Here is a 19,678-nt window from a genome sequence, read left to right as displayed (position 1 = left end):
AGCGTATCCGAGCGGTCCCGTGCGGCATCGGGCGTTCGCCGCGGGCGCACTCGACGGCGTGACGACCGGTGCCCCGCGCGTCCGCAGCGGTGCTGTCGGCGGTCCTGGGTACCGTACGAGCGTGCCGCAGACCACGCTGATGCCCGCTCCCGAGGACACCGGGTTCGCGCGCGCACTGGTCGACGACCCCTCGCAGGCCGCGGTGCTCGCGTTGCCGGACGGCCGTCACGCCGCGGTGATCGGTGCGCCCGGCAGCGGCAAGACGACCACGCTCGCGCGGCTCGTCGCCGACCGGCTGACCCGACCCGACGCGATCACCCCCGACGGCCACGCGACGGTGCTCGCCCTGACCTCGGCGCGGACGGCCGCGACGGCGCTGCGCGACCGGCTCGCTCGGGCGGTCGACCGGGTCGTGCCGGGTGCCCTTGCACGCACCGTGAACTCGCTGGCGTTCCAGATCGTCACCCACGCGGCGTCGGTGCAGGGGCAGGAACCCCCGACGCTGCTGACCGGCGGGGAGCAGGACCGGATCATCGCCGACCTGCTCGCCGGCCACGAACTCGACGGAGCCGGACCGACCTGGCCCGACCCCATCACCGCCGTCGTCCGGGAGCGAGCGGGGTTCCGAACCGCCCTGCGCGACGTCATGATGCGTGCCGTGGCAGCCGGCGTCGAGCCCGACGACATGCGGGAACTCGGCGACGAGCTCGGACGGCCCGAGTGGCGGGCCGTCGGGGACTTCGTGGACGACTACCGGGCATCGGTCACCGCGTTCCGGCCGACCGGGCTCGACTCCGGCGAACTCGTGGCGTACGCCACCGCCGCGGTGCTGCGGCACGAGCTCCCCGCGAGCATCGCCGCCCTGCGCCTGGTCGTGGTCGACGACACGCAGGAACTGGTGGAGGGTGAGATCGCGCTCCTCGGGGCACTCGCGCGCTCCGGCGTGCAGGTGGTGGCCTTCGGCGACCCGGACATCGCCGCCTCGGCGTTCCGCGGCGCCGAACCGGACGTGCTCGGTCGGCTGGCCGTGCGACTCGGGGTGGACCGCGTCGACGAGCTGTTCCTCGGCGCCGTGCACCGGCACCCCGCCCCGATCCGTGCCCTGATCACCGGCGTCACGGGTCGCATCGGCACCGCGGCGGCCGGTCGGCAGCGCAGCGCGTCGGCGGGCGACCAGGATGCGCGGCCCGACGCCGTCGTGCACCTCGAAGCCGCCAGCCGGTCCGCGCTCGTCGTGGCGATCGCCCGTCGACTGCGCGAACACCGCCTGCTCGACGGTGTGCCGTGGCACCGGATGGCCGTGGTCACCCGCAGCGGTGCTGCCATCCCCGAACTCGTCCGGGCACTCTCCGTGGCCGAGGTCCCGGCGACCGCCGGTGCCGCGCCCGTCCGTCCGCGCGACGACTCCGCGGCGCGGGCGCTGCTCGACGCGGCCGCGGTGGCGCTCGACGTCCTGCCGCTCGACGCCGCCCTGGCCACCGCGTTCGCCACCGGGCCCCTCGGAGGCCTCGACACCCTGGCGATGCGTCGGCTCCGGCTCGCCCTGCGGCGCGAGGAACTCGCGGGCGACGGCAGCCGCACCGCCGACGAACTGCTGGTCGATGCCCTGGGCGCACCGGAGCGCCTGGCGACGGTGGACGCCGGGTTCGCACGACGAGCGACCCGGCTGGCCCGGAGCCTGGTGCAGGCGCGTGCCGACGCCCAGGCGGGATCGAGCATCGAGGAGATCCTCTGGGGCCTCTGGGAACGCAGCGGTCTCGCGAAGTCATGGGGCGCCCAGTCCGCCGCCGGTGGGGTCGGCGCCGGGGAAGCCGACCGGCACCTGGACGCCGTCGTCGGCCTGTTCACCGCCGCCAAGCGCTTCGTCGAGCGCACGCCGGACGCCCCCGCGCGGGTCTTCGTCGACGACCTGCTCGGCGCCGACCTACCGGAGGACTCGATCGGCCCCGACCGGACCGCCGGCCGGGTGCGGGTGCTGACGCCCTCGGCGACGATCGGGCTCGAGTGCGACGTGGTCGTGGTGCTCGGTCTGCAGGACGGCGTCTGGCCGAACACCCGGGTGCGCGGCAGTCTGCTCGACCCGGACGGCCTGGTCCGCGCCGCTGCCGGGGTCGAGCGATCACCCATCGACGACCGAGCCGCCGTGGTCGCCGACGAACTGCGGCTGTTCGCCCGGGCCGTTTCTCGGGCCACCACTCAGGTCGTCATCGGCACGGTCGCGAACGACGACGAGTCGCCGTCACCCTTCGTCCGGCTCGTCCCGGTGCCGCCGGACCGTCAGCCGACCGTCCACCCGCTGTCCCTGCGTGGGCTCGCCGGGTCGCTGCGCCGCCGCGTGGTGGGCTCCGGCGACCACGAGGCCGCGTCCGCGCTGGCCCGCCTGGCCGAGGCCGAGGTCCCCGGGGCGGACCCGGACGAGTGGTACGGGCTCGCCGAGCCGACCACGGACGACCCCCTGGTCGACCTCGACGCCGAGCCCGCGCCCGAGGTCGAGGGCGGCGAACCCGTCGCTCCGGCAGTATCCGTGTCGCCGTCGCGGATCGGCACCTTCGAGGAGTGCCCGGTGCACTGGTTCGCGCAGACCTTCGGCGGCGGTGCCCCGAGCCCGGCGATGGGCATCGGCACGATCGTGCACGAAGCGATGGAGCACGCCACCGAGATCGACGTCGAGTCGCTGTGGGAGCGGGTCGAGGCGCGGTGGGACGAGCTCACGTTCGAGTCGCCCTGGGTCGCCGACCGCGAACGTGCCCGGACCCGGCGGATGATCGAGGGGCTGAGCGACTACCTCCGCACCTTCGCCAGCGCCGGCCGTCGACTGCTCGGCGCCGAGACCTCGTTCGCGCTCGTGACCGGGCCCGCCCGGATCCGGGGGAGCATCGACCGCATCGAGGTCGACCCCGAGGGGCGCGTGAGCGTCGTCGACCTGAAGACCGGCCGTTCAATGCCCAGCGAGAAGAACGACATGCCGGAACACCCGCAGCTCGGCGCCTACCAACTCGCGGTCGAGGACGGCGCGGTCGAGGGCGTGCCGGCGGGGTCGCCGATGACCGACGCCCGGCTGGTCTTCGTCCAGAACCCCCGCGGCGGACAGGCGTACTCCGAGCGGACCCAGCACGCGTTCGACGCCGAGGCGTGCGAGGCCTACCGCGAGCGGTTGCACGGAGTGGCGCGGGGCATGGCCGGCCGGACCTTCGTGGCGAACGTGGACGACCACTGCGAGAAGGCCCGGACCGGGGTCGAGTGCCGGATCCACGTGGTGGCGGAGGTGACCTGGTGAGCGACACGGCGGACACGACCGACACGGCGGGCACGACCGACACAGCGGGCACGACCGACACGGCTGCCGCTGCACCGCCCGTCATCCGGCACGGCGCCGACGCCATCGCCGACGCTCTCGGCCGCCCCCGTCCCACCGCCCAGCAGCGCGCCGTCATCGAGTCACCGCTCGTGCCGGCGCTGGTCGTCGCCGGTGCCGGCAGCGGGAAGACCGAGACGATGGCCTCGCGCGTCGTCTGGCTGCTGGCCAACGGACTCGTCCGCCCCGACGAGGTCCTCGGCCTGACCTTCACCCGCAAGGCCGCCGGCGAGCTCTCCGTCCGCATCAACGACCGCATCCGTGCGCTCGAGGACGTGGGCTTGATCACCCCCGGGGACGCCTTCGAGGCACCCACGGTCTCGACGTACAACGCCTTCGCCAACGCGGTCTTCCGCGAGAACGCCCTGCTCGTCGGGCGTGACGGCGAGTCCCAGGTGCTGACCGAACCGTCGGCCTGGCAGCTCGCCCGTCGGGTGGTGGTGGCCGCCCGCGACGACCGGCTCGCCGGCCTCGACCGCGACGTCGACACCCTGACCGCAGCCGTGGTCGCGCTCGCCGGTGCCACCTCGGAGCACCTCGTCGAACCGGAGGACCTGCGCCGGTTCGCGATCGAGTTCTCGGAGCTGCTCGAACTCCCCGGCAACCGCGGCAAGCCGTACAAGGCGATCACCGACGCGGTCGCCGCGATCAGCGCCCTCGAACCCCTGGCCGACCTGGTCGCCGAGTTCCGACGACAGAAGGTCGACCGCGGGTTCGTGGAGTTCTCCGACCAGATCGCCCTCGCGCTCGCCGCGGCCGAGTCGGCCCCACGCGTCGTCACGGACCTGCGGAGCCGGTACGGGGTGGTGCTCCTCGACGAGTACCAGGACACCTCGGTCGTGCAGACCCGGTTCCTCGCCCGGCTGTTCCGCGGGCACTCGGTGATGGCGGTCGGCGACCCGCACCAGTCGATCTACGGGTTCCGTGGTGCGAGTGCCGCGAACCTCGCCCGGTTCCCGCACGACTTCGGCGGCGACGAACCCGGCGTGGCCGAACCCGTCACCTTCGCGCTGTCGACCAGCTGGCGGAACCCGGTGGACGTGCTCGCGGGGGCGAACGCGATCGTGTCACCGCTGTCCGAGGCGTCCGAGGTCGACGTCGAACGGCTCTCGCCCCGGCCGGGTGCGGACGCCGGCACCGTGCGGGTGGTGTTCCCCGAGACTCTGCCGGAAGAGGCCGACGAGGTCGCGGCGTGGTTCCAGGACCACCGCAGGCAGAACCCGGCGGGCTCGATGGCGCTGCTGCTGCGGGCTCGGAAGGACCTCGCGGCGTTCACGGCGGCGCTCGGTGCCCGTGGGGTGCCGTACCACGTGCTCGGCACCGGCGGACTGCTCCAGCGTCCGGAGATCGTCGACCTGGTGGCGTGCCTGCGCGTCCTGCACGACCCGGCGGCCGGCAACGACCTGATCCGGCTGCTCGCGGGTGCACGGTGGCGGGTCGGGGCGGCGGACATCGTCGCCCTGCACCAGCTCGCCCGGTGGCTGTTCCAGCGCGACCACACCCAGCAGCGCCTCGACGACGACCTGACCGCGGCCTTCCGTGCATCGGTTGCTGCCGGGGAGCACGGGTCGATCGTCGACGCGCTCGACTTCGTCGCGACCGCACCCGACGAGCACGGCGCGCTCGAGGGCATCACCCCCGCGGGTCGCAGCCGGATGCGTGCGCTCGGCGGGCAGCTCGCGATGCTCCGCTCACGCGCGGGGAGCGACCTGGTCGACTTCGTGACGCTCGTCGTGCAGGAGATGCGACTCGACATCGAGGTCGCCGCGCACGAACAGGGCAGCGGCGCGTACCTCGACGCCTTCATCGACGAGCTCGCCGGTTTCGTGTCGACCGACGACCGCGCCGACCTCGGTTCGTTCCTCGGGTGGATCGACGCCGCAGCCCGACGGGACGACATGGGCCCGCGGTCCGAGGAGCCCGAGGCCGGCACCGTGCAGATCCTGACGATCCACGGGTCCAAGGGGCTCGAGTGGGACGCCGTCGCGGTGCCCCGGATGGTCGAGGGCGGCCTGCCGGCGCGTCCGCAGGAGGGCTCGTCCGGTTGGCTCGGGTTCGGCCGACTGCCGTACGAGTTCCGTGGGGACGCCGCTGAGCTGCCGCGACTCGCATGGCGCGGGCAGGAGACCCAGAAGGACGTCACCGCGGCGATCGACGCCTTCAAGGAACAGGTGAAGGCCCGCAACGAGGACGAGGAGCGCCGGCTGACCTACGTCGCCCTGACCCGTGCCAAGCACGACCTGCTGGTGTCCGGCTCGTTCTGGGCCGGCGGGGTCCGACCCACCGAGCCGAGCCGCTACCTGCGCGACCTGGTGGACGCCGGCGTCATCGACGGTGCGGCGATCCCGGAGACGACGGTGCACGACGAGAACCCGATGGGGGAGAGCGGCGCGACCCAGACCTGGCCGCACGTGCCGTTCGGGCAGCGCGCGCCGCGGGTCCTGGCTGCCGCCGAGCGGGTGCGGAACGCGAACCCCGGTGCTGCGGGGCGCTTCGCAGCCGACATCGACCTGCTGCTCGCCGAACGGCACGCCACCCGGAACGCGAAGCACGCGGTCGCCGTCCCGCACCGGGTCCCGGCGTCGGGCTTCAAGGACTACCTGACCGAACCCGACTCCGTGGCCGAGCGGCTCCGCCGGCCGATGCCGGAGCGCCCGTACCGCGCCACCCGGCTCGGCACGCTGTTCCACCAGTGGGTGGAACAGCGGGCACGGAGCGGCGGCGCGCTCGAGACGCTCGACGTGTGGGACGGCGAGCTCGACCTCGATGCCGACGACCTCGTCGACGCATCGCCGGACGCCGTGGTCACCGACGACGACGCCCGTCGACTCGCGGACTTCCAGGCGACGTTCGACGGCTCACGGTGGGCCGGGCTGACGCCGATCGAGGTCGAGCGCGAGATCCACATCCCGTTCCTCGGCCACAGCGTGGTCTGCAAGCTCGACGCCGTGTACGAGATCGACGGGCGCGCCGAGGTGGTCGACTGGAAGACGGGCAAGGCGCCGTCGGGGGCGGACGACCTGGCCCGCCGAACCCTGCAGCTCGCGTTGTACCGCGTCGCCTACGCCGAGTTCACCGGGCGACCGCTCGACCAGGTCGACGCGGTGTTCTACTTCGTCGCCGACGACTTGGAGGTCCGTCCGACCGAGCTGCTCGACCGCGCCGGACTCGAGCGTGCGTGGTCCGAGGCCATCGGCTGACGTCCTACGGGCGCGCTGCGCCCGTCGCGCGCGCTGCGCCCGTGTCGCGCTGCGCCCGTGTCGCGCTCCGCCCTGGAGGCCCGGTGCCGGTCCGCCGGACCCGCGCCGGGCCTCCAGGCGGTCGCGTCCACGACTCCTGCCGCACTTCGTGAGCAGGAATGGTCGGGTGCGCCGCAGCGACCCGACCATTCCTGCTCACGAAGCGTCAGCCGTGGCGGCGTTCGGTGGAGGACAACAGCTGCTCCACCTCGCCGATCTCCATCGTCTCGGGTGACACGGACTGCAGTGGTTCCGCACTCGGGGCGTGCACCGCGTCGACCAGGCGGTGCATCATCGCGACGGCGTCGTCGACGACCTCGGTGCTCTTCGCCTGGACGCCGTGCAGCAGCCAGTGCGCCGTCTCGAGTTCGTGGTGCACGCGTGCACGCTGTGCGAGCTGGCGGTCGCGTCCGCCGCCGTTCGCCTCGTAGGCGCTGAGGACGGTGTCGAAGGCGTCGCGGCGGCCGGCGAGCACCCAGGCGAGGTCCTTCGCCGGGTCGCCGAGCCGCAGCTCGCCCCAGTCGAGGACCCCGGTCACCGCGTCGCCGTCGACGAGCAGGGCGCCGGTGCCGAGCGAACCGTGCACGACGGTCGGCGTGAACTGCCAGAGCTGCTGGTCGCGGGCGGCACCCTCCCAGCGTTCGACGAGCGCGGCGGGGACGAGCTTGGTCGCCACGGCGCGGTCCATCACCGAGACGGCGGACCGGAGCACCTCGAACGGCGTGAGCGACGGCAGGCCGGCGTCGGAGACGAAGCTCGTCGGCAGCTGGTGGATCGCGGCGAGGGCACGGCCGACGCTGGTGGCGAGGTCGGGGCGCTCGACGAGCGACGCGAGGGTCGGGTGAGCCCCGGCCAGCCGCGTCGTGACGATGGCGCGCGTCGACCCGATCGGCGCCTGGCCGCGGTACTCGGCGACGCCGAACGGCAGGCGTGTGCGGATGCCGGCGCTCAGCGCGCGGATGGCGACGAGGTCGGCCGACTGCCGCGCCTCGGCACGCTGGTTCCGGGGGCGGCGGATGACGATCTCGGTGCCGTCGGCGTCGCGGAGGAGCGCCGACTCGTAGTCGCCGGCCGCGGCCGAGCCGAGCGTGCGCGTTCCCGTGACGAGGAGACCTGGAACGGCCGTCGTCGCCAACGCGGCTAGAGTGAACTGGGATCCCGCCATGCCCCTCAGGGTAGGCGCGTGACGCGTGCACGGCTGCACGCCACGCTGTTCGGCGGCCCGCACGCCCACCGCACGTCTCCTGCACGTCCGCACCCGATCCGAGGAGCTCTCCCGCCGTGACCGTCGAGTTCGCCGCCCGGCTCCCGCTCTCCCGCAACGAACTCGACCGCGACGCCGAGTTCCGCACGACCGACGACGTCGAGCGTGTCCTGCGCGAGGACGAGCACACCCGGTACCTGCCGGTGCGCGGTGCCGAGATGCTCCGGAACGCCGACGGCACCCTGCGCTTCGTGACCGCGACGGAGATCCCGGTCGACACCGTGACCCTGTACCTCGGCCGTGCGGTGTCGGACGCCGCCGATGCCCCGGCGGGTACCCGCTTCGTCGCCGCCCTGATCGACAGCGCGACGGCCACCGCCATCGAACCCGACGACGACGCCTGGCAGAGCCTCCGGATGTTCGGCACCGAGCTCTCGCCGCGCGACCAGGGCCTGGCGGTCGAAGCCGTCGCGATGGCCAACTGGCACGCCGTGCACGGCTTCTCGCCGCGCACCGGCTCACCCACTGCCGTCGTGAGCGGCGGATGGGTCCGGCGCGACCCCGAGGGGCACGACCTCTTCCCGCGCACGGACGCGGCGATCATCGTCGGGGTCGTCGACGCCGACGACCGGATCCTGCTCGGTTCCAACGCCGCGTGGGACGCCGACCGGTACTCGCTGCTGGCCGGGTTCGTCGAGCCGGGGGAGTCGCTCGAGGACGCCGTCCGCCGCGAGGTCTGGGAGGAGTCCGGCGTCCGTGTCGAGGAGCCCGAGTACCTCGGCTCGCAGCCGTGGCCGTTCCCGGCGTCGCTGATGGTGGGCTTCCGTGCCCGCGCAGCCGGCGGTGACCCGACGACCGCCCGCCCCGACGGCGTGGAGATCCTGGACGTCCGGTGGTTCTCGCGCGACGAGATCCGCGAGCGCGCCGGCGACACCCTGCTGCTGCCGGGACGCACCTCGATCGCCCGCGCCATCATCGAGGAGTGGTACGGCGGGCCGCTGGACCTGCCGTGAGCGTCACGGGTCCGCGCGGTGCAACGGGTGCCGGGGCAGTCGAGCCCCGGCCGCCGTCGCCCGACGAACTGCTCGCCGCGCTCGACGCCGAGCAGCGGACTGTCGCCCGCACCCTGCTCGGTCCGGTCGCCGTGCTCGCCGGCGCCGGGACGGGCAAGACCCGTGCGATCACGCACCGGATCGCCTACGGCGTCGCCACCGGGACCTACGCGCCGAACCACGTCCTCGCGCTGACCTTCACGACCCGTGCCGCAGGCGAACTGCGGTCGCGCCTGCGCGCGCTCGGGGCCGGGACGGTCCAGGCGCGCACCTTCCACGCCGCGGCGATGGCGCAGCTCAGCTACTTCTGGCCGGACACCGTCGGCGGGCACGCCCCCAAGATCGTCGAGTCCAAGGGGCGGATGATCGCCCACGCCGCGGACACGGTCGGCATGAACGTCGACACCCCGGTGCTCCGCGACCTGGCCGCCGAGGTCGAGTGGCGCAAGGTGCAGATGCTCTCGCTCGACGAGTACGAGGCCGCCGCCGCCGACCGGGTGATGCCGCGGGACACCACACCGCGCCGGGTCATCGACCTGATGAAGGCGTACGAGCGACTGAAGGACGACCGGCGGCAGCTGGACTTCGAGGACGTCCTGCTGGCGACCCTCGGCATGGTCGAGTCCGAGCCCCGCGTGGCGTCGTACGTGCGGCAGCAGTACCGGTTCTTCGTCGTCGACGAGTACCAGGACGTCTCGCCCGTGCAGCACGACCTGCTGCGGGCCTGGCTGGGCGGCCGTGACGACCTGTGCGTCGTCGGTGACGCCAGTCAGACCATCTACTCGTTCGCCGGCGCATCGAGCGACTACCTGCTCGGGTTCGGGTCGGAGTTCCCGCGCGGGTCGGTCCTGCGCCTCGAGCGGAACTACCGCTCCACCCGCGAGGTCGTGTCCGCTGCCAACACGCTGATGCGCGGCCAGCCCGGCGCGCTCGACCTGGTGGCCCAGAGCCAGGAACCGGGCCCGGAACCGGTCGTGCTGGCCTGCGTCCACGACGGCGACGAGGCACAGACCATCGCCCGGCGCATCGCCGAGCTCGTCGGGGCCGGAGCGTCCTACGGGGACTGCGCCGTGCTCTTCCGAGTCGGAGCGCAGTCCGCTGCGCTCGAGTCCGCGCTCGGACGGAACGGCATCCCCTACCGCGTGCAGGGCGGGACCCGGTTCTTCAACCGCCCGGAGGTCAAGCTCGCCGTCCACCACATGCGCGGCGAGGCGATCCGGCAGACCGACGACGAGCTGACCCGACGGGTCCGGCTGGTGCTGCAGGTCAGCGGCTGGACGGAGACGCCGCCGGAGGGCACCGGCGCAGTCCGCGAGCAGTGGGAAGCGCTGCAGGCGATCATGGGCCTGGCCGAGGACGCCCCCGCGGGTACGACGATGCAGCAGTTCACCCAGGACCTGGTGGACCGTGCGGCGACGCACCACGAGCCCGAGGTCGACGCCGTCACGCTCGCGACGCTGCACTCGTCGAAGGGTCTGGAGTGGCCGCACGTGGTCATCGCCGGCGCCGCCGAGGGGCTCCTGCCGATCTCGCACGCGTCGACCGACACCGAGGTGGACGAGGAACGACGCCTGTTCTACGTCGGGCTGACACGCGCCCGCCGTTCCGTCACGATCACGTGGTCGCAACAGGGCTCCACGCGTGGGGGAGCCCGGGCTCCGAGTCGGTTCCTGGCAGCGCTCGGCACGCGCACCGCGGATGGGGCCGGACCGGCGAACGGCTGACCGACAGGTCGTCGCGCTCGAAGACGAGCTGGTCGGGGTCGGCTCGTTGCGTCCGGAGCGGGAGTCGTTCCAGCAGCATCCGCGTCGTGGCAGCGGCCACCGCCGCCGCCCGCCACGGGGACAGCGGTGTCGGGTGCCGCCCCCACACCTGGGCGGCGATGGCCGGCCAGGCCGGGTCGTCGTCGACGCGTGCGTACTCAGCACACTGGAGGCACGGCCCGGCTCCCGGCACGACGAACGGACCGAGACGGACGCGTCCGTCGCCGACGACGACCGCCAGGTGCGGCACACCCCGGCGGGTCCACGCGGCGCGGAGCGCCGGGTCGACGACGTGGTCGGCCACCACCACGGCCAGGCGTGGTTCGGGCTCGGGCAGCACGATCGGCCCTCCGGCGGGCGCGGTGGTGCGGCTGACCGTCACGCCCTCGCCGGACAGGAACGTCGCCACGGCGTCGGCGAGGACACCGGTGCCGTGCACCTCGATGCGTTCGAGCGGCTCGGGCAGGACCTCGACCACCGCGGGCGACGCGGCACCGAGCACACCCGCAGCACGTTCCGGCGAGCACCCCGACGCGGCCGCCAGGCCTGCCAGCACGTCGTGGCCGGTCTCGCGTCGCAGACCGTTGAGGAACCGTTCTTCCCCCGTGCTGGGCACCGCGACGACGGCGCGTGGAGGATCGACCCCGAGCTGGACCGTGGCGGGGTCACGCCAGACGAACTCGAGCGTCGGATCGATGCGGATGCCCATGACCCCACGGTGCCGGAGTGCGCGGCACGCGTGGGGTCACCAGGGGGATCTGTGGAGAACTCAGCGGGGCTGGTCGCCCGTGTCGTTCCCGGGCTCGTCGCCCGCTCCACCCTCGGGGTCGTCGGCCACGCGGCCGGACTCGTCCTCGTGCGGACGCGCACCGGTCGAGTCGTTCAGCAGGTCCTCGAGGGCCTTGTCGAACGCGTCGTCCTCGTCGGTCTGGGACGGGTTCCGCAGCCGTGCGACGAGGGCGTCGGGTGCGTCGACGTCGTCCGAGGTCGGCACCAGGTCGAAGTGCGACCAGAGGGCGTCACGCTCTTCGGCGCCGAGCTCGTCGGTCACCCGCTGCCACATCGCGGCGGCTTCACGCAGACGACGCGGACGCAGCTCGAGGCCGACGAGTGTCGCGAACGCCGACTCGGCCGGGCCGCCGGCCGCACGGCGACGGCGCACCATCTCGGCGATCGCTCCGGCCTTGGGGAGACGGACCGTGGCCGCGGCGGTGACCGTGTCCACCCAGCCCTCGACCAGGGCGAGCATCGTCTCGAGTCGGGCGAGCGCGGCGTCCTGCTCGGCGGTCCGCGGCGGGATGAGGGCACCCGAGGCGAGTGCGTCGCGCAGCTGCTCCTGGTTGGTCGGGTCGATGTCGGCCGCGAGTTCCTCGACGCGGTCGAAGGGGATGTGGATGCCCCGCGCGTAGTCCGTGATGGACGAGATGATGTGCAGGCGGAGCCACCGTGCCGACCGGAAGAGCCGGGCGTGGGCGAGTTCGCGGACCGCGAGGTAGATGCGGACCTCGTCCTCGGAGACGTCGAGGCCCTCGGCGAACTCGGCGACGTTCTGGGGCAGGAGTGCCGCGACCTGCTCGTCGAGGAGCGGTACGCCGACGTCACCGCCGGACACGACCTCCTTCGACAGCTGCCCGACGACCTGGCCGAGCTGGATCGCGAACAGTGCCCCGCCGATGCCGCGCATCGCCTTCGAGACGTCGCCGAGCATCGCCTTGAGCTGCTCGGGAGCACGCTGGTCGATCGCCTCGGTCAGGGCATCGGCGATGCTGAAGGCCACCGGCTCGGCGATCTGCGTCCACACCGGGACGGTCGCCTTGGCCCACTGCTCACGCGTGTAGAGACTCGGGGTCGCGGTCAGCTCGGCGACGGTCGTGACCTCGTCGAGCCACAGCGCGGCGACCTGGAACGCCTGGTCGGCCGCCTGCGAGGTGGCCGGGTCGACGGGGTGGCCGCCGTCCCGAGCGATCGCGCTGGCGCGTTCCGCGGTGGCCGAGAAGTCGATGCCGTCACCGCCGGACTGCGCGGCACGCTGGAGCTGGCTCATCAGGTTCGCCACGGATGCCGGGTCGTTCGGCAGACCGGCGGCACCGGCGAGCTGCGACGGGTCGATCTGCCCCTCGCCCGAGAGCAGCTTGCGCAGCATCTCCTGGAAGTCGTCGTCCGGCCCCGGCTGTGGTTCATCAGGCATGCCGACTACGCTAATCGCTGCTCACGGGGCCGTACCTGGGATGCCCCCGTGGGAACGCCCGAAGCGCTGCGCCCAGGGCGAACAGCCCCGTCGCGAGACGCGGGCGACCACCCTGCCTCCAGGCGCGGGTGCCCACCTCGGAAGGACCCCGCGTGACCCTCTTCGCCCCCGCGCCCCGTCGTCGCTCGCGTGCCCGGACCGTCGGGTGGGCGTTCCTGATCGGCGCGGTCGTGCTGGGACTGCTGGCGAGCCTGCTGCCCAGCCCGTACCTCATCGAGGTCCCCGGGCCGGTCTACAACACGATCGGCACCCAGGAGCAGGGGACGGGCAAGGACGCGAAGGACGTCAAGCTCATCCAGGTGTCCGGCCACGAGACGTACCCGACGGCCGGCGCCCTCGACATGCTCACCGTTGGCATCCAGGGCGACGCCACGAACCGCCCGTCGTGGACCAGCGTGATCCGCGCGATCTTCACCAGGTCGCAGGCGGTGATCCCGGTCGAGGCGATCTACCCGAGCGGCACCACGACCGAGCAGGTGAACGAGCAGGACTCCGCCGACATGCAGGCGTCGCAGCAGTCAGCCGTCGCCGCCGCGCTCATCCAGCAGGGGAACGACCTGCCCACGGAACTCGAGGTCAGCGCCGTGCAGGAGGGCTCAGCGGCCGACGGCACGATCGAGAAGGGCGACGTCATCACGGCGTTCGACGGCAAGTCGCTCACGACCAACGCCGACGCGGTGAGCCTGCGCGAAGCCGTCGCGCAGCACGGCACCTCGAGCCCCGCGACCGTCACCGTCGAACGGGACGGCGCGACGAAGGACGTCCGGGTGACGCCGCGCAGCGAGCAGGGCACGGCGCTGCTCGGGGTCGGCGTCACCGAGCGCTACGAGTTCCCCTTCAAGGTGTCGATCCGCCTGCAGGACGTCGGCGGTCCGTCCGCCGGCATGATGTTCGCGCTCGGGATCATCGACGAGATCACGCCGGGCAAGCTGAACGGCGGCAAGCACGTCGCGGGCACCGGCACGATCACGGCGGCCGGCGAGGTCGGCCCCATCGGCGGGATCCGGCAGAAGCTCTACGGTGCCGCGGACGCGGGCGCCACGGTGTTCCTCGCCCCCGCGGACAACTGCGACGAGGTCGTCGGGCACGTGCCGGACGGGCTCGACGTCTACAGCGTCTCCACGCTCGACCAGGCCGTCACCGACCTGCAGACGATCGCCGACGGCGGGAGCACCGCGAAGCTCGCCCGCTGCGGGTCCTGACCCGGTCCTGAGCCCCCGTACAGGTTCACGCTCGGTCCGGTCCCATAGGATCAGTGTCACTGACGGCCCGCCGCGAGCCGGGCCCGCCGGTCCGACACGTCTGGAGCACATCAAGTGACGACAACCTCGTCCACCTCGGGGCGGCGTTCGCCGCGGGTCCCCATCGTGGTCACGATCATCGTGCTGGCCGCACTGGTGATCGCCTTCTTCATCTTCGCCAGCCTGTACACCGACTACGCGTGGTTCGCGCAGCTCGGGTTCCAGCAGGTCCTCACCACCCGGTGGATCGCCGGGACCCTGATGTTCCTGGCGGGATTCCTCGGCATGGCGGTCCCGGTCTTCGTGAGCATCGCGCTCGCGTTCCGGTTCCGGCCGGTCTACGCGAAGCTCAACTCGCAGCTCGACCGCTACCAGCAGGTCATCGAGCCGCTGCGGCGCGCCGTGATGATCGGCATCCCCGTGGTCCTCGGCATCTTCGCCGGGCTCTCGACCGCGGGCCGCTGGAGCATGGTCCTCGAGTACTTCAACCGCACGCCGTTCGGCAAGACCGACCCGCAGTTCGGACTGGACATCGGGTTCTACGTGTTCGAGCTGCCGTTCTGGCGCTCGATCGTGGCCTACTCGTCGGCCGTCGTCCTCATCGCCGGCCTCGCCGCGCTCGCTGCGAGCTACCTCTACGGTGCGCTCCGCTTCGGTGGTCGCGAGGTCCGGATCTCCCGTGCCGCGCGCATCCAGCTGGCGGTCACGGCGGCGCTCTACATCGCGCTGCAGGCCGTCAGCCTCTGGCTCGACCAGTACGCGGCGCTGACGAAGTCGAACTCACTCATCACCGGTGCCCAGTACACCGACGTCAACGCGGTCATCCCGGGCCGCGAGATCATGGCGGGCATCGCGGCGATCGTCGCGCTGCTCTTCATCGTCACGGCGGTCATCGGCCGCTGGCGCATCTCGATCGTCGGGACGGGCCTGCTGCTCGTCGCCGCGATCGTCGTCGGCGGCATCTACCCGTGGGTCGTCCAGCGTCTGCAGGTGAAGCCCTCGGAGCGCACCTTCGAGTCCGCCTACATCGAGCGGAACATCAAGGCCACGCGTGACGCCTACGGTGTCGCCGGCGTCGAGGAACAGAACTACGACGCCACGACCGAGACGAGCTCGGGTGCGCTCGCGAAGGACGCGCAGACCACGGCCAACATCCGTCTCATCGACCCGAAGATCGTCTCCGACACGTTCAGCCAGCTGCAGCAGTACCGGCAGTACTACCAGTTCCCGAAGGAGCTGGACGTCGACCGCTACGACGTCAAGGGCGAGACCGAGGACACCGTCATCGCGGTCCGCGACATCGACCTCGCCGGGCTCAGCTCGGCCGCGAACACGCAGTACAACCGGGCGTTCGTCTACACCCACGGCTACGGCGTCACCGCGGCCTACGGCAACCAGCGCGCGAGCGACGGCAAGCCGGTGTTCCTCGAGTCCGGGATCCCGTCGAACGGTGCGCTGGGTGACTTCCAGCAGCGCGTGTACTTCGGTGAGACGTCGCCGCCCTACTCGATCGTGGGTGCGCCGAAGGGCACGAAGGACGTGGAGCTCGACTACCCGTCCGGTTCGGACGACGACAACGGCGGGAACGCGACCACCACCTACGCCGGCGACGGCGGTCCGAGCCTCGGCAACTTCTTCAACCGGCTCGTCTACGCCGCGAAGTTCCAGTCGGAGCAGATCCTGCTCTCGAACGCGGTGAACAAGGACTCGCAGATCCTCTACGACCGCGACCCGATCACCCGCGTGCAGAAGGCGGCGCCGTACCTGACCGTCGACAGCGACGCCTACCCGGCGATCGTCGACCACCGCATCCAGTGGGTGGTGGACGGATACACCACGAGCGACGCGTACCCGTACTCGCAGAGCCAGAGCCTGTCGGACAGCATCGCCGGCGCCGAGTCCTCGACGTACCGCACCGACCAGGTGAACTACATCCGGAACTCGGTGAAGGCGACCGTCGACGCCTACACGGGCAAGGTGACGCTGTACACGTGGGACACGAAGGACCCGGTCCTGAAGACGTGGCAGAAGATCTTCCCGACGTCGATGAAGCCGGTGTCGAGCATGAGCGCCGAGCTCCTCGACCACGTGCGGTACCCGACGGACCTGTTCAAGGTGCAGCGCTCGATCCTCGGTACGTACCACGTGACCAACGCCAACTCGTTCTACTCGGGCGACGACGCGTGGAACACCCCGCAGGAACCGACCAGCACGGCGACGTCGGACAGTGACGCCGACACCGCGGCGACGTCGACGAACGCACTCGGCGCGCAGACGACGACGACCGCCAACAGGGCGAACCTGCAGGACCCGTACTACCTGACGATGAAGGTGCCGGGGCAGGGGACGGCGTACTCGCTGTACACGACCTACATCCCGCAGCAGTCGGCCGGGGCGAACAACCGCAACGTGCTGACCGGCTACCTGGCAGTGAACTCCGACGCGGGTGGTGCCGGCAAGGGCGAGAAGGCGTCGGGCTACGGCAAACTCACGCTGTTGACGATGCCGAAGACCGACAACATCCCGGGCCCCGGGCAGGTGCAGAGCCTCTTCAACGGTGACTCGACCGTGTCGCAGGAGCTGAACATCCTGAAGCGGGGCAACTCGACCGTGAAGCAGGGCAACCTGCTCACGCTCCCGGTCGGCGGTGGGTTCCTCTACGTGCAGCCCGTCTACGTCCAGTCGACCTCGAGTGGTTCGTACCCGCTGCTCCAGAAGGTCCTCGTGGCCTTCGGCGACAAGATCGCGTTCGAGGACACCCTCGACGAAGCGCTGAACTCGCTGTTCGGCGGCGACTCCGGTGCGGCGGCCGGCGACTCCGGCGCAAGCGGCAGCGACAGCGGTTCCGGTTCCGGTTCCGACAGCGGGTCCGGCTCCGACACGGGGTCCGGTTCCGACACGGGTTCCTCGGGCTCCGGATCGACCGGCTCGACCGGCTCGACGGGTTCCGGCTCGACCGACAACGACGCCCTGCAGGAGGCCCTGGCCGACGCCAAGGCAGCCCTGCAGGACCGCCAGGAGGCCTACGCCGACAACGACCTGGTCGCTGCGGCGGAAGCCGACCAGCGCCTCCAGGACGCGATCGAGGCCGCCACGGCAGCCGAGAACGGCAACTGACACACCGTGGCGGGGCACTCGATTTGTGTCCCGCCACGGCCCCGTGTAGGCTTCTAAACGTGCCGCGGGGTGGAGCAGTTCGGTAGCTCGCTGGGCTCATAACCCAGAGGTCGTAGGTTCAAATCCTGCCCCCGCAACCAAGCGTCACATGAAGGCCCCGGTCCAACAGGACCGGGGCCTTCTTCGTGTCTCCGCCGCGAGACGCCCAGCCACGAGACGCGAGACGCGAGACGCGAGACGCCCCGCCACGAGACGCCCGGCGCAGGACGCCCAGCCGCAGGCCCGCCCGCCGCAGACCCCCGGGTACGCTCGCCCCATGGCCACCCTCACGATCGCGGCGGCGCAGTTCGCCCCCGTGGACGACCCCGTCGCCAACCTCGACACCGTGCGCACCGCCGCCGTCGACGCGGCGGCCCGTGGCGCCGATCTCCTCATCACGCCGGAGTACACCTCGTACTTCGCCGCCGACATCGACGATCGGTTCGTGGCGGCCGCGCAGCCCCTGGACGGTCCGTTCGTCTCCGGCCTCCGCGACATCGCCCGCGAGACCGGCATCGCCCTGGTCGTCGGGGTCGCCGAGTCGGCAGACACGCCGGAGCGCTTCCGGAACACCCTGGTCGCGGTGCTCCCGTCGGGCGACCTGGCGGCGACGTACCGGAAGGTCCACCTCTACGACGCCTTCGGCTCGCGGGAGTCGGACCGCATCGAGTCCGGCGACCCGGAGCAGCTGCCGGTCTTCGACCTCGGCGGGGTCCGTGTCGGGCTCGAGACCTGTTACGACCTGCGATTCCCCGAGGTCACGCGACGGCTCGCCGCTCCCGAGACCGGCGCGGCCGACGTCGTCGTCCTCCCGGCGGAGTGGGTGCGCGGCCCCGGCAAGGAGCACCACTGGCGCACGCTCCTCACCGCCCGCGCGATCGAGAACACCGTCTGGGTCGTCGGGGTCGGGCAGACGCCGCCGATCGGGATCGGCGGCTCGGTCGTCCTCGACCCGTCGGGCGTCGCGGTCGCCTCGGCCGGCGCTTCGCCGACCACGCTCACCGCCACGATCGACACCACCGTCACCGACGCCGTCCGACGGGTGAACCCGTCGCTGTCGCTGCGGCGCTACGACGTCGCACTGCGCACCCTGCCTGGAGGCCCGGGGCAGCCCTGACGCGTCGGTCGCGTCCCCGACGCGGTCGCGTCTCAGGCGCCGGGGCGCGCTCCGAGGGTCGCCAGGCGTGCGGTGGCGTCCTCCAGGACACTCCGGCGCTTGCAGAACGCGAAGCGCACCAGGGACCGGTAGCCGGAGACCCGGTCCGGGCGGACGAACGCCGAGACCGGCACGCCCGCGACACCGGCCAACGCGGGCAGTTCGAGGCAGAATGCACGGGCGTCGTCGTACCCGAGCGGCGCGGCGTCGGCGAGCACGAAGTACCCGCCGTCGGGCCGCATCACGTCGAAGCCCGCCGCCGTCAGTCCGTCGGCGAGCAGTTCGTGCTTCGCGCGCAGGTCGGCGGCGATGCCGGTGAAGACCGCGTCGGGCAGGCGGAGTCCCACGGCGACGGCCGGTTGGAAGGGCGCGCCGTTCACGAACGTCAGGTACTGCTTCACCGTCGTGATCGCGTCGACGAGTGCCGGGGGAGCGGTGAGCCAGCCGACCTTCCACCCGGTCGTGTTGAAGGTCTTGCCCGCGCTCGACACCGACACCGTCCGCTCGGCGGCGCCGGGCAGGGTCGCGATGGGCGTGTGCGGGACGTCGAACGTCAGGTGTTCGTAGACCTCGTCCGTGATGATCACCGCGTCGCGCTCGGTGGCCAGGTCGACGATCGTCTGCAGCACCTCGGTGGGCAGGACCCGGCCGGTCGGGTTGTGCGGGGTGTTCACGAGCACGGCGCGGGTGCGGTCGGTGAAGGCCGCGCGGAGCGTGCGCTCGTCGGGCAGGAAGTCGGGCGCGGTGAGCGGGACTGTGACGTGCACCCCGCCGGCCAGCCGGATGAGCGCGCCGTAGGCGTCGTAGAACGGCTCGAAGGTGATCACCTCGTCACCGGGTTCGACCAGCGCGAGGATCGTGGCGGCCAGCCCCTCGGTGGCACCGGCGGTGACGAGGACCTCGCGGTCGGGGTCCACCTCGAGCCCGTACCACCGCTGCTGGTGCTCGGCGATCGCCGCCCGCAGGTCAGGGGTGCCCCGGCCCGGCGGGTACTGGTTCACGCCGTCGCGGATCGCCTGCACCGCGGCCTCGAGCACCTCGGCCGGCCCGTCCTCGTCGGGGAAGCCCTGCCCCAGGTTGACCGCGCCGGTGCTGGCGGCGAGGGCGCTCATCTCGGCGAACACCGTCGGTGCGGGGACCCCGTCCGGTCCCAGCAGCATCGCTCCGTCGGCGGCTCGCAGCCACGGTCCTGCCTGGCGCATGTGGTTCCCTCCCGTGCGGGCGACGACGTGTCGCGCTGAACGGACCCCAACCTAGCTGTCCG

11 protein-coding genes and 1 tRNA gene are annotated in these 19,678 nt (G+C 72.3%); 8 read left to right on the top strand and 4 right to left on the bottom strand.

What is annotated here, in order from left to right; all coding sequences use genetic code 11:
- Positions 1-121: 121 nt before the first annotated feature.
- Entirely contained in the window at positions 122-3,277 is a 3,156-nt protein-coding gene (locus DEJ12_RS07515; protein WP_181433045.1) for a UrvD/REP family ATP-dependent DNA helicase, read from the top strand.
- A complete protein-coding gene (locus DEJ12_RS07510; protein WP_258370503.1) occupies positions 3,274-6,555 on the top strand; it encodes an ATP-dependent DNA helicase in 3,282 nt (1,093 codons plus the stop codon). Before DEJ12_RS07515 ends, DEJ12_RS07510 begins: the two co-directional genes overlap by 4 nt.
- 205 nt (positions 6,556-6,760) lie before the next feature.
- Here the strand turns inward: DEJ12_RS07510 and DEJ12_RS07505 are convergent, their stop codons facing one another.
- The gene (locus DEJ12_RS07505; protein WP_111029543.1) at positions 6,761-7,759 is read right to left on the bottom strand and encodes a phosphotransferase; all 999 of its coding nucleotides are present in this window, start codon (positions 7,757-7,759) and stop codon (positions 6,761-6,763) included.
- A 116-nt stretch (positions 7,760-7,875) separates the two neighbouring features.
- Here DEJ12_RS07505 and nudC point away from each other — a divergent pair, with 116 nt between their 5' ends.
- On the top strand, positions 7,876-8,811 hold the full coding sequence (gene nudC / locus DEJ12_RS07500; protein ID WP_071405456.1) for an NAD(+) diphosphatase: 936 nt from the start codon (positions 7,876-7,878) through the stop codon (positions 8,809-8,811).
- Entirely contained in the window at positions 8,808-10,574 is a 1,767-nt protein-coding gene (locus tag DEJ12_RS07495; protein WP_181433046.1) for an ATP-dependent helicase, read from the top strand. The genes nudC and DEJ12_RS07495 overlap by 4 nt, the downstream gene beginning before the upstream one ends.
- Here the strand turns inward: DEJ12_RS07495 and DEJ12_RS07490 are convergent.
- Positions 10,465-11,322, bottom strand: a complete 858-nt coding sequence (locus DEJ12_RS07490; RefSeq protein WP_111029542.1) for a TOMM precursor leader peptide-binding protein — start codon at positions 11,320-11,322, stop codon at positions 10,465-10,467. The two genes, DEJ12_RS07495 and DEJ12_RS07490, sit on opposite strands and share 110 nt — an antisense overlap.
- A 60-nt stretch (positions 11,323-11,382) precedes the next feature.
- On the bottom strand, positions 11,383-12,801 hold the full coding sequence (locus tag DEJ12_RS07485) for a zinc-dependent metalloprotease (RefSeq protein WP_111029541.1): 1,419 nt from the start codon (positions 12,799-12,801) through the stop codon (positions 11,383-11,385).
- A 152-nt stretch (positions 12,802-12,953) separates the two neighbouring features.
- Between DEJ12_RS07485 and DEJ12_RS07480 the strand changes: the two genes are divergently transcribed.
- The 4 genes from DEJ12_RS07480 to DEJ12_RS07465 all read left to right on the top strand — a co-directional run bounded on the left by DEJ12_RS07480 (position 12,954) and on the right by DEJ12_RS07465 (position 18,375).
- Positions 12,954-14,063, top strand: a complete 1,110-nt coding sequence (locus DEJ12_RS07480; RefSeq protein WP_111029540.1) for a PDZ domain-containing protein — start codon at positions 12,954-12,956, stop codon at positions 14,061-14,063.
- A gap of 165 nt (positions 14,064-14,228) precedes the next feature.
- Complete coding sequence (locus DEJ12_RS07475; RefSeq protein WP_181433047.1) at positions 14,229-17,219, top strand: UPF0182 family protein; 2,991 nt, start codon at positions 14,229-14,231, stop codon at positions 17,217-17,219.
- A gap of 63 nt (positions 17,220-17,282) precedes the next feature.
- Positions 17,283-17,359, top strand: a tRNA-Met gene (locus DEJ12_RS07470).
- Positions 17,360-17,535: 176 nt separating this feature from the next.
- Positions 17,536-18,375 (top strand): carbon-nitrogen hydrolase family protein, encoded by an 840-nt coding sequence (locus DEJ12_RS07465; protein WP_181433048.1) that lies wholly within the window; start codon positions 17,536-17,538, stop codon positions 18,373-18,375.
- A gap of 32 nt (positions 18,376-18,407) precedes the next feature.
- Here the strand turns inward: DEJ12_RS07465 and DEJ12_RS07460 are convergent, their stop codons facing one another.
- A complete protein-coding gene (locus tag DEJ12_RS07460; RefSeq protein WP_111029538.1) occupies positions 18,408-19,616 on the bottom strand; it encodes an aminotransferase class I/II-fold pyridoxal phosphate-dependent enzyme in 1,209 nt (402 codons plus the stop codon).
- Positions 19,617-19,678: the final 62 nt, after the last annotated feature.

This window comes from Curtobacterium sp. MCLR17_059, from assembly GCF_003234665.1.
GTDB lineage: Bacteria > Actinomycetota > Actinomycetes > Actinomycetales > Microbacteriaceae > Curtobacterium > Curtobacterium flaccumfaciens.
This window is presented reverse-complemented; position numbering and strand designations above follow the sequence as displayed.